This window comes from Actinomyces sp. oral taxon 849 str. F0330 (genome assembly GCF_000239715.1).
In the GTDB taxonomy this organism is placed as follows: domain Bacteria; phylum Actinomycetota; class Actinomycetes; order Actinomycetales; family Actinomycetaceae; genus Actinomyces; species Actinomyces johnsonii.
Map to the genome: position 1 here is coordinate 214661 of NZ_JH470350.1, position 12784 is coordinate 227444.

The 12784-nt window shown below is 66.4% G+C and carries 10 protein-coding genes; 4 read left to right on the forward strand and 6 right to left on the reverse strand.

Features of this window, described 5'->3' with window-relative positions; genetic code table 11:
* Window positions 1-35: 35 nt before the first annotated feature.
* Window positions 36-1418, reverse strand: a complete 1383-nt coding sequence (locus HMPREF0975_RS04855; RefSeq protein WP_009233026.1) for an MFS transporter — start codon at window positions 1416-1418, stop codon at window positions 36-38.
* 55 nt (window positions 1419-1473) lie between these two features.
* Complete coding sequence (locus tag HMPREF0975_RS04860) at window positions 1474-2247, reverse strand: glycerophosphoryl diester phosphodiesterase (RefSeq protein ID WP_009233027.1); 774 nt, start codon at window positions 2245-2247, stop codon at window positions 1474-1476.
* Window positions 2248-2320: 73 nt separating this feature from the next.
* Here HMPREF0975_RS04860 and HMPREF0975_RS04865 point away from each other — a divergent pair, with 73 nt between their 5' ends.
* From HMPREF0975_RS04865 to HMPREF0975_RS04875, 4 genes are all read left to right on the forward strand, one after another.
* Window positions 2321-3511 (forward strand): OmpA family protein, encoded by a 1191-nt coding sequence (locus HMPREF0975_RS04865; RefSeq protein ID WP_198009142.1) that lies wholly within the window; start codon window positions 2321-2323, stop codon window positions 3509-3511.
* Between the two features lie 402 nt (window positions 3512-3913).
* Entirely contained in the window at window positions 3914-4243 is a 330-nt protein-coding gene (locus HMPREF0975_RS04870) for an ArsR/SmtB family transcription factor (RefSeq protein WP_009233029.1), read from the forward strand.
* A complete protein-coding gene (locus tag HMPREF0975_RS14690) occupies window positions 4227-4550 on the forward strand; it encodes a hypothetical protein (RefSeq protein WP_009233030.1) in 324 nt (107 codons plus the stop codon). Before HMPREF0975_RS04870 ends, HMPREF0975_RS14690 begins: the two co-directional genes overlap by 17 nt.
* Window positions 4551-4768: 218 nt before the next feature.
* Window positions 4769-6319, forward strand: coding sequence for a serine/threonine-protein kinase (locus HMPREF0975_RS04875; protein WP_009233031.1), 1551 nt, complete (start codon window positions 4769-4771; stop codon window positions 6317-6319).
* 118 nt (window positions 6320-6437) lie between these two features.
* Here HMPREF0975_RS04875 and HMPREF0975_RS04880 read toward each other — a convergent pair whose 3' ends face one another.
* The 4 genes from HMPREF0975_RS04880 to HMPREF0975_RS04895 all read right to left on the reverse strand — a co-directional run bounded on the left by HMPREF0975_RS04880 (window position 6438) and on the right by HMPREF0975_RS04895 (window position 12557).
* Entirely contained in the window at window positions 6438-7205 is a 768-nt protein-coding gene (locus tag HMPREF0975_RS04880) for an alpha/beta fold hydrolase (RefSeq protein WP_009233032.1), read from the reverse strand.
* A 219-nt stretch (window positions 7206-7424) separates the two neighbouring features.
* A complete protein-coding gene (gene aspS / locus HMPREF0975_RS04885; protein WP_009233033.1) occupies window positions 7425-9242 on the reverse strand; it encodes an aspartate--tRNA ligase in 1818 nt (605 codons plus the stop codon).
* Window positions 9243-9393: 151 nt separating this feature from the next.
* Window positions 9394-10164, reverse strand: coding sequence for a hypothetical protein (locus HMPREF0975_RS04890; RefSeq protein WP_009233034.1), 771 nt, complete (start codon window positions 10162-10164; stop codon window positions 9394-9396).
* A 77-nt stretch (window positions 10165-10241) separates the two neighbouring features.
* Complete coding sequence (locus tag HMPREF0975_RS04895; RefSeq protein ID WP_009233035.1) at window positions 10242-12557, reverse strand: hypothetical protein; 2316 nt, start codon at window positions 12555-12557, stop codon at window positions 10242-10244.
* Window positions 12558-12784: the final 227 nt, after the last annotated feature.

The following is a 12784-nucleotide window of genomic DNA, read 5'->3' on the forward strand; positions in this document are numbered from 1 at the left end:
CTTCCGGGTCATGCATCGAGTCAATTGAGATTGAGTCAGACGTGCCGGCGACCTCGTCCGACGACGGTCAGAACGAAGGCGCAGGCAGCTCCTGCTAGCGCCACGGCTAGGGTGATGAGAAAGATGATCTGATAGCCCGCATAGGCGTCGTGGCGGTGGGACTCCACGATGCCGGAGGTCATCGAGTTGCCCCAGATAATGGAGGCGTAGGCGAGGAACGAGGCGACCGCCATAGCCGAACCATTGATCTCCTCGGGCAGGTCGAGCTCGGCGATCGGAGCCAGGATGACCGACTTGCCCATGAAGACACCCGCTGACATGACGATGAGGAGGATGATTGCGGGCCACATCATCGTCTTCGATGACGGCAGCATGTACACCGCTGCGGCGCTTACCCCGACGACGGTCAGCGCTGCCGTCATCATGGCCGCTGACGACTTGAAGACGTAGTCGGCGACGAACCCCGCCGGGATGCAGATAAGGGCGCCGACGAGGCTGGTAGTCGCAGCCCCGAACAGTCCGGCCACGCCGTCGGAGACGTTGTAGACGAGCTTGAGGTAGGGGGCCGAGGAGTAGATGAGGTTGACATAGGCCCAGTACAGGCACATGGCCGCCAGCCCGGCCAGCCAGATGCGCGGACGAGTCATGACCTTGAGCAGCCCAAGGAGGGCGGCCGCGTTCGCCGAGGTGTTGTCCTGGTGGGCGATCGCGTTCCTCGGCACGAAGTGGAGCAGACAGGCGATCAGCGGGGCGAGCAACAGGGAGTAGCCGACCGCGAAGCCGATGATGATGACCTTCCAGTGCTGAGGAAAGGCCCAGACACAGCCGACGACGATCATGGCCAGGATGAACTCCACGCTGCGTCTGATCGCCTCGAAGAAGCCCATGACCATGCCTCTGCCGCGGCGGCGATCGTCTCGGGAGATGAAGGTGAGGCCATTGACCACCGCCGGCCATCCGATGGCATCCCAGACCGCCCAGGAGAACGCGATGGCGAGCATCGTCGTGAACGACAGCCCCGGTGTCAGGTAGAGGACCAGCAGTGTGACAAGTCTCCAGGCGCACCACGTCACCAGGATCGAGCGGATGGTGAAGCGGTTGTTGATCCATCCGGCCGGGACATACATGTACATGGCCAGACCGATAACGCTCATCATGGCGCCGAAGCCGTCAATGCCGATCCCCAGCACGTCGGAGACCTGCAGCATGAGGGAGCCCTTGAGCGCCTCGAAGGCGGCGTACACGAGCTGGCCGGAGAGCGCGATGCTGAGGAACGCGCCAACGCGGTCACGGCGCAGAAAGGCCGGACGCCTCCGGGCAGCGGCGCCTTCGGGCAGATCGGCGAGATGCTCGCCCGTCCCCTCTGAGACGATGGCGGCAGACGAATCAGGGGATGACTCGGATGTGGACGCAGTCATGGGACCAGGTCCGTCCTTTCAAGGGATGATGTCAGCGATGTGTACTGCGGAGAAGTCAGCGGCGAGGAATCTGATGGGCGATGTCGGAGAAGATGCCGGTGGCACCCCAGTTGAAGAGCTCGTTGGCCCGGCCGAGCGAGTTGACGGTCCAGACGTTGACGCCGTAGCCCTCGGCTCGAAAGGTCTGAACCTGTTGCCGGGTCAGGCCGGAGTCCTCTGGGTGAATGTAGTCGGCTCCCACGATCTGAAGCGTGCTCCTCCAGTCGTCTGAAAGAGTGCGACTCCTGTAGAGGCAACCCACGGGCACGTGTGGAGCGCGCTGCTTGAACAGGTGGAGCAGAAGATGACTGAAGGAGGAGACAATGACCTCCGCACCGGGACGCAGGCGTTCGAGCTGGGCGATCACACCGTCGATGAGACGCAGCGTCGCCTCTCGCCCGGTCCCATTGGGCTTGATCTCGATATTGGCGTTGAGGCCGGTGGCGTTCATGAGATCAATGAGGTTCCGCAAGGTCGGGAGCGATTCGCCCTTGAATCGGGGGGAGAACCAGCCTCCGGCGTCGATGCCCGCCAGGTCGGCGACGGTCAGGTCGTCATACCGGCCAGCCCGGTTCGTAGTGCGATCCAGGGTCGAGTCGTGGCAGATGATGACCGTTCCGTCGGCGATGATGTCAACGTCCGCTTCCACCCAGCCCACCTGGTGGTCCACTGCGCAGCGGAAGGCAGCCATAGTGTTCTCCGGGGCGAGCGAGCTCAGACCACGATGCCCGATGATCATGCGCTCGCCGTCGGACACGAGCCCATCACTGTCTGAGGTCGCCGACGACATGGCTGGAATGCTACATGAGCGGCGGCAGCCCTCGGGTGGTTCGGGTCAGGGTGTGACCCGGACGGTGTCGACCGTGGGGGCGACCTTGAAGGTCACGGTGGGACCGGCCGTGGTCTCCAACGATGTCATGGTGGTCCCCCTGGCCGTCCACCTGGACAAGGCCGGCTCCGGCGGCCTGTCGTCTGATGGCAAGAAGTTCGACGTGCACCTGGCCTGGGACCGCAATGATCGTTTTAGTGGTGCTGATGGTGTGCGATTGGTGGACCTTGATGCCGGCACCGTCCAGGAGACCTTCAAAGCCTCCTCCCAAAGCACGAGCCTGACGGACAAGGAGCCCGATGATGCTACGTTGCACGCCCTGTTCAAGCCGGTCGACGCCAGCACCATCAACGTGCTGGTGCCCGAGTCGGGCCTGTTCGAGGGCGTGCCGGTGGTACGCGACGGCAAGCTGTCCGAGGAGGCCAAGAAGGCGCTGGAGAACACCTACGACACCGAGAGCAGCCCGGACCCGGTGGCGCTGGAGACTTTCACCGCCTCAGTGGACGGAGCCTCCGACACCCGGGTGACGGGCAAGTCGGTGACCATCACCCTGGCCTCCGACGTCCTGTTCGACTCAGACTCAGCCGACCTGAGCGCCCAGGCCGACACTGCGCTGAAGAAAGCGGCCGACCAGCTGTCCACCTACCCCGGTGGACAGGTCACGATCGTGGGCCACACCGACGACGTCGCCGACGACGCTCACAACCAGGATCTGTCCAACCGCAGGGCCCAGGCCGTGGCCGACCGGCTGGGGCAGCTGACCAGCATGTCGGCCTACAGTGTGAGTGTCTCGGGCAAGGGTGAAAGCGAGCCGCGGGTGCCCAACGACTCCGATGAGAACCGTCAGCTCAACCGCCGCGTGGAGATTACCCTGGTGCCCACAGAGTCCACCTCAACCAAGTCCGATGCGGGCAAGGACCCGTCTGGCAAGGGCGGTGGCGATCTTCCTAAGGCCGAGGGGCCGGTCGCGAAGGGCAGTGAGGGAGTCACGGTCAAACGAGGCAGCGGGGAGGACAAGCTGACCTTCGTGCTCAAGGAGGTGTCCCGCCGTGGGAAGTACCTCGTCGGTGAGGTCAAGGCTACCGGCGGTCCCGGAGGCACCAACGTCGGCCCGGCGGACTGGCTGCAACCGACCCAGCTGGCCGGAAGCGCCCGTGGTGAGGAGGACACCAAGCTGCTGGGCGCGATCACGGGGCTGAGCCTGCTGACCGCTCAGACGCGCTAATACCCGGTCGACTACACCACCGCCAAAGGGGCCCACCACCCCCTGAGCGAGATCACTGCCGACAACAAGCTCGGTGACGGCGACGCCACCACCCTGACAGTAGTGTGGCCCGACACCGGGCAGGACACCGTCACCCTTGACCTCGAACCCTCCAAACGCCCCACCCGCCCCAACAACCCCTTCCGCCTCACCGACATTCCCGTCAAAAGATGAGTGAAAGCCACCGTCGATCGGCTGCGGTACGTGCTCTCAACGACTGGGACGCGGCGTCCAAGCCGGTTTGCCAGTTCTGGGACGGCTGGGCTGTCACAGCACCTGACCAGCGCATTCTTTCCGGATCCGGCAGCACGACGCGCTCTTCCGAGCATTGACATCAAGACAGATTGATATAAAATCTCCTACATGCGAAAGGTCGCGACGCCGCCGGAGGCTCCTCTCGGGGATGACTCCGCCGTGGTGCAGCTGTTCAAGGCTCTCGCTCACCCCATGAGGGCGAGCATCGTCTATCGCCTCATCAGCTCACCGGCCGACGTCACCGAGTTAGTGGCGTTCCTCGGCGTGTCCCAGCCCCTGGTCTCTCATCACTTGCGGGTACTGCGCGACGCCCACCTGGTCGAGTCGGTCCGCGACGGCAGGCGGCAGAGCTATTCCCTCATCGACGACCATGTCGCATCGATCTTCATCGACACCCTTGAGCATACGAAGGAGCACGATCATGACTGCCACCACTGAGCACCGCCCCGCCGAGGCCCACCGCCACACTCACGGCCCGAATTGCGGCCACCTCGCCGTCATCCATGGCGACCACGTGGACTACATCCACAACGGCCACGCTCACCACGAGGACAACGGCCATTACGACGAGTGCGACGTCTGCTCGTGCGAGCATTGCTCGGACTCCTGCGCCGTGTGCGAGTGCGAGGACTGCTCCTGCCCGACCTGCAACCACAATACCTGCTCGTGTGAGCACTGCTCGGACTCCTGCTCCTCGTGCACCTGCGAGGACTGCTCCTGCCCGACCTGCACGCACGCCGCCTAATCGATTCAGTCGGTAGCCCCTGTACGCGCGCCGCTTGCGGTGTACTGCTGTGGTGGCCTTCTGCCGGAGGAAGCTCTTCGGCAGAAGGCCACCGCGGGTTTCACGGTGCCGCAGCGAAAACGGGACGAATACTGGCAGACGGCGATGAGCGGCGGAGAAAATGAGGATCAGGTCTGAACAGGTTTGCGCCGGTGCACCCTCGCAACGATCATGAGCCCATGAGTAGCCCCTTCCCCATTCCCGACGCCTTTGCGCACGTCGCGCCGCCTGTTCCCGGTGTCCGTCTGGGAGAACCGCTGGGGCAGGGAGGCTTCGCCACCGTCTACGCCGGGGAGCAGATCTCGCTGCAACGTCCGGTGGCCGTCAAGATCGACTCCCGGCCGTTGCACGACGAACGCAACCGTCGACGCTTCATGCGGGAGATGGCGGCCGCCAGCCGCATCAGCGGGCACCCGCACGTGGTCTCGCTGATCGACTCCGGAGTCCTACCAGACGGGCGTCCCTACCTGGTCATGGAACGCTGCGACGGAGGCTCCTTGGCCCAGGTCCTGGAGAGCGGCGAACTCAGCGCCGCCGAGGCCGTCAGCATCGTCTCGGCCGTCTCTTCCGCCCTGGGGGCCGCTCACCGAGCCGGGGTCCTCCACCGCGACATCAAACCCGGCAACATCCTCATCGACGCCTACGGAAGCCCGCGCCTGAGCGACTTCGGCCTTGCCGCCATCCAACGCGAGGGCATCGAGTCCTCCGTCACCCTGGAGACGATGACACCGGACTTCGCTCCACCGGAGGCCTTCACCCTGGCCGAGCCCTCACCCAGCGGCGACGTATGGTCGTTGGGGGCTGTTCTGTTCACGCTTCTCACCGGACGCGGTCCTCGTCGCACTGCCGACGGCGGGGCGCTGAGTCTGCCGGAGATCATCAACCGCCTGTCCGTGCCCGCGGACACCTCGGATCTGCGTATCCCCGAGGCATTGCGCCCGCTCCTCGACCGGGCGCTGCACCCCGACCCGGCGCAGCGCTACCGCGACGGCAACGAGCTCGCCGAGGCGCTGGCCCGAGTCGGCGATATCCCGCGCTCGGCGATCGCTGTTCCTCCCGCAGTGATGCGGACGCCCCTTCCAGCCTCCGCCCCAGTACCGGCCTCCGAGGCAAGACGCTCGGGCAGGGCCTTCGCGCTCCTGGCGCTCGGCGTGACAGCAGGCGTCGTCATTTCCGCCGTCGTCCTTGCGAGTACGAACCTGGTTCCGTCGGCGTCCTCGGCGAACCGGACCGCCCAGCGGGCCTCGGCCTCAACCGTCCCGAGTGCCAAGAGCCTTGAGAAACGGGGGGCCGGCGGCGAAGCCACGGCCACGGCTCGGCCAGATGCCCGCAGCCCCGAGAAGGCCTCGCCGTCTGCGACGCCCGCCCCTACTCCCGCGCAGGTCAACGCTCAGGGCATCCCCTACTCAGATGACATGCCCTGGCCTCTGGGGACCTGTCTGAGCCGGGCCACCTCAGTCGTGGGCGGCACGAGCGTGAGCCAGGTCGACTGTTCCCAAGCCGACTGGATTGTCTTCGCCGGTGGCACCTTCGACCCGACCACGAACGCTTCCAGCGCCTCCGAGGCGCTAACGGATGACCCGCAGGTCAAGGTCACCTGCACCAGCACCTACGCCAAGCGCTACGGACTCGACCTGTCCACCAGCTACTCGATCAACACGCTCGGTCCCAGTGATGAGGAGTGGGCCGCGGGCAATCGCGGTTTCGCCTGCGTCCTGGGCCGGTTATAAGTCTGCAGCGGTCTCACGTGCCCCGCCGTGCGCGGGGCCCGCACCGACAAGGACCCAGCCCTGCATCTCCTGGCGACCCTGGACCAGGCCACGGGCACTGTGCTGATCCAGGGGCGAGTCACCGGCCGGTGCCGGCGAAGACTTCCTCGATGAAGGGATCGACCAGCCCGTGGTAGGCCTCTGGGGCGTCCCGCCGCACGCAGTGGCCGACGCCGTCGAGCAGCACCAGGCGCACGAGCGGATTGGTCACTTCAGAGGGGTCAGGAGCCATGTCGCCGCGGCGGGGTGCCAGGTAGAGCGTCGGCGTCCTCAGCCGGTTGATCGCGCTGACGAGGTCGGCCTCGCCGAGATAGGTGCCTTCGCGGATGTAACGGCGGTCGACCCGCCTCTTGCACGCGGCCCAGCCCTCGATCTCGGATTCGCTCCATGAGGTCTCGCGCCTCATGCGTTCCCGCTCGGCCGTGCCGCCGTCGGCGAAGGCGTCCAGGAACCGCTCCTGATGCTCTACGAACCAGGGGGCCGGGGCCCAGTGCCCGGTGGGACGCGCGACGTCCTCCAGGACCAGTGCCCGAACCAGCTCGGGCCAGGCGACGCTCACCCGCAGCGACATGAGCCCTCCCAGGCTGTGCGCCACGACGACCGGCGGCTCCGAGAACAGGGCCAACGTCTTCTCAAGGTCCTCTTGCATGGTCTGCGGCGCCCGGGCCAGGGTCTCGTCATCCCACCGCGGGGATGCCCCGTGCCCCCGCTGATCGATCGCGAGGACGTGATACCGGGAGGACCAGCGGGCCACAGCGTCAGGCCATGCGGTAGCCGATTCAGTCAGGCCGTGGACTAAGAGCAGCGGCGGATCCGCCGGAGCGCCCCACTCGTGCAGCGCAAGCATCGTCACCTCATCGAGTGTAGGCGAAGAGCGCGCACGAACTCCGTGCTCACGTCGGTCCCGGCTGAGTTCATCGATTCCGATGAGGGCAAGTCTTCTTGGGCCTGAGGCGAAAGTCGTCGAGTTCGGTGCTTCCCGGGGGCCGAGGCCCCCGGGAGCATCCGCGACGCCGGGATCAGCACCCCATCCGCAAGTCTCAACCTGACGACGCGACCTCCGAACTCAGCTCTGCTTCATCCCGTCCTCTTTGCCCTGCACCGCAGAGCCGGACTCGTCGTCCGGGACGGCGTCGACCCCGGCCTCCTTGCGCTGCTCGGGCGTGATCGGGGCGGGAGCCTCGGTCAGCGGGTCGAAGCCGCCGCCGGACTTGGGGAAGGCGATGACGTCGCGGATGGAGTCGGCCCTGGTCAGTAGGGAGACGATGCGGTCCCAGCCGAAGGCGATGCCGCCGTGCGGCGGGGCGCCGAACTTGAAGGCGTCCAGCAGGAAGCCGAACTTCTCTTGGGCCTCCTGCTCGCCGATCCCCATGACGTTGAAGACGCGCTCCTGGACGTCGCTGCGGTGGATACGGATAGAGCCGCCGCCGATCTCGTTGCCGTTGCACACGATGTCGTAGGCGTAGGCCAGGGCGCCTCCCGGGTCGGTGTCGAAGGTCTCCAGGCACTCCGGTTTGGGCGAGGTGAAGGCGTGGTGGACAGCGGTCCAGGCGGACTTGCCCAGGGCCACGTCGCCGTCGGCGCGGGCCTCGGCGGAGGGCTTGAACAGGGGGGCGTCCACGACCCACACGAAGGACCACTCATTATCGTTGATGAAACCGCAGCGCTTGCCGATTTCCAGACGGGCGGCGCCCAGCAGGGCGCGCGAGGAGTCCACGGGGCCAGCGGCGAAGAAGATGCAGTCACCGGGCTCGGCTCCAGCGGCCTGGGCCAGGCCTGCCCGCTCGGCGTCGGTGATATTCTTGGCGACGGGGCCGCCGAGGGCCCCGTCCTCGGCGACGGTGACGTAGGCCAGGCCTCTGGCGCCGCGCTGCTTGGCCCACTCCTGCCAGGCGTCGAAGGTGCGCCGCGATTGGGAGGCCCCACCGGGCATGACGACGGCACCCACGTAGGGGTTCTGGAAGACCCGGAAGGTGGTGTCCTTGAAGTAGTCGGTCAGGTCCACCAGCTCGCAGCCGAAGCGCAGGTCGGGCTTGTCCGAGCCGTACTTCTCCATGGCGTCGTGATAGGTCATGCGGGCAATGGGCGTGGGCAGGTCGTAGCCAATGAGGGCCCACACCTCGCGCAGCACGTCCTCGGCGACGGCGATGACGTCGTCCTGCTCGACGAAGCTCATCTCCACGTCGAGCTGGGTGAACTCGGGCTGGCGGTCGGCGCGGAAGTCCTCATCCCGGTAGCAGCGGGCGATCTGGTAGTAGCGTTCCATGCCGGCAACCATGAGGAGCTGTTTGAACAGCTGCGGGCTCTGCGGCAGGGCGTACCAGGAGCCCGGTGCCAAGCGGGCGGGCACGAGGAAGTCGCGGGCTCCTTCCGGGGTGGATCGGGTCAGGGTCGGGGTCTCGATCTCGACGAAGTCGTGGGAGTCCAGGACCCTGCGGGCGGCCTGGTTGACCTTGGCGCGCAGCCGGATGGCGTGCTGCATGGGGCTGCGCCTCAGGTCGAGGTAGCGGTGGCGCAAGCGCGCCTCCTCCCCGACCTGCCCGGCGTCCTCGGCGTGATCAGAGACTTGGAAGGGCAGCGGGGCAGAAGCGTTGAGAATCTCGACGTCGGAGACGACGACCTCGATATCGCCGGTGGGCAGGTTCGGGTTGGCGTTGCCCTCGGGCCGGGCGCTCACCTCGCCGGTGACGGCCAGGACGTACTCGGCGCGCAGGTCGTGGGCGACCTCCTCGCGAATGACGACCTGGGCGATGCCCGAGGCGTCCCGCAGGTCGATGAAGGCCACGCCGCCGTGGTCACGGCGTCGATCCACCCATCCGGTGAGGGTGACGACCTGGCCGATGTCTGAGGCGCGCAGGGAGCCTGCGGTGCGGGTTCGCAGCACGGTGCTGGGTTCCTTCCGTGTGGGGCACTGAACCGGTGCCCGTCGGGGCGCACCACGAGACGGGTGGGCGCCGGCCGCAGTTTACAAGGAGCCCGGCACTCGGGCGTCAGGCGGCGCCGCAGCAGCCGCACACGCAGTGACTCGCCCTACGTCAGACCACGGCTCGACGGCGCTGGTAGGCAGCCATTCTGCGACGGTTGACCGCTACGAGCACCGAGAGCACGACCAGGATCATGCTGAGCGCGAGGATGGAGGCGCCGATGATCGGAAAGCCGGCCGGTTCCGCCCCTGGGCCGGCGGCCTGAATGCCCGAGGCGCTAGCACCTTTCGATCCGCCCGTTGCGGCCACCTGGTGGGGCGGCGGCGTCGGTGCCGCCGGAACGGTCGGAGGCGCGGCCCCTCCGATGACTGTGACACCCGAGACAGTGAAGTAGGGACTCTTGTTGGTGTAGTCCGCCGCGTTGCCCCCTTGCGCTCCGGAGACCCGGAAGCGCAGCCAGTGGTTGCCCTGCTCGACGTAATCGGGCAGCTCGAAGGATCCCGAGGCGGTGCCGTCCTCCTTGACCGTCACGGTGGTGACGACCTCGTTCTCCGGGGACTGGGAGCCGCCCGGCGTTCCGTCATCGATGAGAACCTGAACCGTTGCGCCGCTGGGGAAGCCCGAGATCGTGTACATGATCGTGCCCCCGACGGCAACTGTCGATGGGCTGACGGTTGAGGCCGTCCCCCTGGTGGAGGGGCCTGTCGTGGTGTCCGCTTCGGCAACGGGACCCATGGGAATCAGTGCCGCCAAGGAAGCGAGCAGGACTGAGCAGACGACGGCGAGCACGCGTGGCGCGCCCGCCGGGTGGCGGTCGTCGATCCGACGTCGATCGGTCTGCGTGCGCCGATCCGGCCGGACGAGCCGGAGCATTCGGATCATCTGCCCCTCACCTCCTTCGTGCCGCTGCATGTTCTGATCCCCTGACGATTTCGTTGACAACTTGCTGAAGCGCCTGCTCAGCGTCTGCGCGGCATCCGCGGTAGCCGGGGGGCTCGCGGAGCGCGAAGAGGCAGTCCTGAACGCGCGGCGACCAGCAGGCTGCCGGCGCCGATGACAAGCAGTCCTCCGGCGCCTCCTAGGAGCATGTCGTTGGCACTCAGGCTCATGGAGGTGGGGGCACCCTTGTCCGGGAATGTCAGAAGCTGGGCCTGGCCCGGGTTCTGAGTGTCGAAGGCTGCCGAGGTGATCTCCAGCTTGGCCCACCCCAGAAGGCTGTTCTCACGATCGGCCACCGCCAGTTCGTAGGATCCGGATTTGAATGTCGAGATATCGATGGAGACGCTGTTGGCGCCGTCGACCTGTACCCAGCCCTTGGTGGTGGCTCCGGGGAAGACGAATACCGAGACCCACTCCCCCGCTGAGACCTTGGCCTTGGGAAGGACGAGGTTGACGATATTGCCCTGGCGGGACCCGGACAGGGAACCGGCGTTGTCCGCGCTCAACTGCGCAGCGCTGGTCACCGGAGGTACGGGGGCCCTGTCAGGACGGACAGTCCTGTCCTCAGGGGCGGTCGCTTCGGCTGAGGCCTGCGCCGGGGCCTCGGAGTCGTCCGAGCCGGAGGAAGCGCTGGCACCGCCCCACCCACTGTCCTGAGTCCGCCCCTGGTCGGCGCCGGGCCCGGCCGGGATACCGCCGGCCGAGGAATCCGTCTGGGACCCGCTGTTGGCAGAAACGCCTCCACCGGAACCGCTACCGATACCTTCTGCGTCCGACTGGCTGCCGGGGTCCTCCTCATCACGGCCATCGGTGACGTTCACATGTGGCGTGGCTGCGGAGGGACCCGAGGTCTGCACCGAGTCCGGTGACTGCGTGCGCTGATCCGACGGAGCGGTTGAGGGCTGGACAGACGGAGCGGGGGACGGTTCTGATGTCGGCTCGTTGGAAGGAGCCGGTGAGGGGGCGGGCGCTGGGCTGGTCGACGGCGTCGGGGACGGCGAAGCAGACGTGGATGCCGAGGGTTCTGCCGTCGGCATCCGCGTTGGAGACGGCGTGGGCTCGGCTGTAGGACCGGCTGTAGGGGTTGGGGTCGGCTGCGGAGTCACCGGCGTATTGAGGACGAAGACGTTGGTGCTGGCCGTCAGCCCGGTATCGGCGGATGAGATCTGAAGATAGTAGCGTCCCTTTTCGGCTTTCCCTGCGGCGTAGAGCGCAGACAGGTTGAGCTGAGTATTGAAGGAACCGTTGCGGAAGGTGACGGGCACCGAGACGGTTCCCGGAACCGCGTATCCACCGTGGGCCATCATCTTGATCTCGACCGACTTCTCACCGTCGAGCACGGTTCCCTGTGAGCACCAGCCCGTGCCCGAGGCCCTGACAGCGATCTCAGGATCGTAGGTGGGCTCAGCCCCCTTGGGGTTTGAGCCATCGGGGTTGAGAACGGTGACGGTTGGCGCCGCCTTGCAGGTTGCGTTCGTCGGAGTCGGTGTGGGATCCGGCGTGAGTGTCGCCGTCGGCTGCGCAGAGGGTGTCGCTGTCGGCGACGGGCTCGGGGCCTGCGTCGGGTCCGGAACTGGTTCCGTCGTCGGTTTGGTGGTCGGCGCGGCAGTTGGCTCAGTGGTGGGCTCAGTGGTGGGCTGAGCGGTCGGTTCCGTCGTCGGCCCGGTTGTTGGCTCAGTGGTCGGCTCCGCTGAAGGCTCAGCACTGGGCTCGGTCGTGGGGTCTGGCGTGGGCTCCGGAGAAGGAGGATTGATGATGTCGGGATCCTGCTTGACGAAGGAGAACAGGCCCGTCGTCGCACTCACCGTTCCGCTGGTAAAGGTGAGGCTGAAGACCCGCGTGCCGACGTCCCAGCTCGTGTCGCCCGTGGCCTCTCGCATTCCTTTGACAAGGTAGTTGGTCGGAATGAAGACGTCCTGCTCGCCGTTGGCGGGAGCTGGGCGCTCGAGCTCGGCCTTGAGCCCCGGCAACAGGTGGGGAGTGACAGTCTTTCCCTCGACGACGTTGAGCGTGATGGAAGGATCCTCCAGGACCTCGCCGGCGGTGGCGCACCAGTCCGACAGGATCGACTCGACCCCCACACCGAACCCGGTCTCATAGACCGGCACCACGTACTCGGGCGCCGACTGGCCCTCGGGGTAGACCATTCTGGCTGCAGGGCGGCAGGCCGCGCCGCTCCCGGATTCCTCGACGGCCTTGCCCTCGTTCAGAAGGGGCATGGCAGCCACACCAGCGGTGGACAGAATAATGCCGAAGGCCGTCAGGACGGCAAGAATCGCGCGAGCACCGTGCATGGTAGAGGGGCGGGCCGCAAACAGCCGCTGAGCGTAGTGCATCAAGTGGTCTCGTTCGTGAGCAGGGATGAGGTGGACTTACTCGTTCAATCCGCAGCCGGTAGGCGAGGACAACGAGGAAAGGAACGCACCGGTCAACGGATACGACTGCCTTTCACAAACGATGATAGACGGACTACTCCCCTCTAAGAATCCACTATCTCCAGAAAACATCGGCTGCGACATCGAATCCGGATCAAGTATACACGGCGGTAACCCGACAATCGGTC

Excerpts from the sequence above, each read along its gene's own strand:
- HMPREF0975_RS04895 (WP_009233035.1), bottom strand. The coding sequence starts at position 12,557 with ATGCACTACGCTCAGCGGCTGTTTGCGGCCCGCCCCTCTACCATGCAC.
- HMPREF0975_RS04875 (WP_009233031.1), top strand. The coding sequence starts at position 4,769 with ATGAGTAGCCCCTTCCCCATTCCCGACGCCTTTGCGCACGTCGCGCCG.
- HMPREF0975_RS14690 (WP_009233030.1), top strand. The coding sequence starts at position 4,227 with ATGACTGCCACCACTGAGCACCGCCCCGCCGAGGCCCACCGCCACACT.
- HMPREF0975_RS04860 (WP_009233027.1), bottom strand. The coding sequence starts at position 2,247 with ATGTCGTCGGCGACCTCAGACAGTGATGGGCTCGTGTCCGACGGCGAG.
- HMPREF0975_RS04890 (WP_009233034.1), bottom strand. The coding sequence starts at position 10,164 with ATGATCCGAATGCTCCGGCTCGTCCGGCCGGATCGGCGCACGCAGACC.
- HMPREF0975_RS04870 (WP_009233029.1), top strand. The coding sequence starts at position 3,914 with ATGCGAAAGGTCGCGACGCCGCCGGAGGCTCCTCTCGGGGATGACTCC.
- HMPREF0975_RS04880 (WP_009233032.1), bottom strand. The coding sequence starts at position 7,205 with ATGCTTGCGCTGCACGAGTGGGGCGCTCCGGCGGATCCGCCGCTGCTC.
- HMPREF0975_RS04855 (WP_009233026.1), bottom strand. The coding sequence starts at position 1,418 with ATGACTGCGTCCACATCCGAGTCATCCCCTGATTCGTCTGCCGCCATC.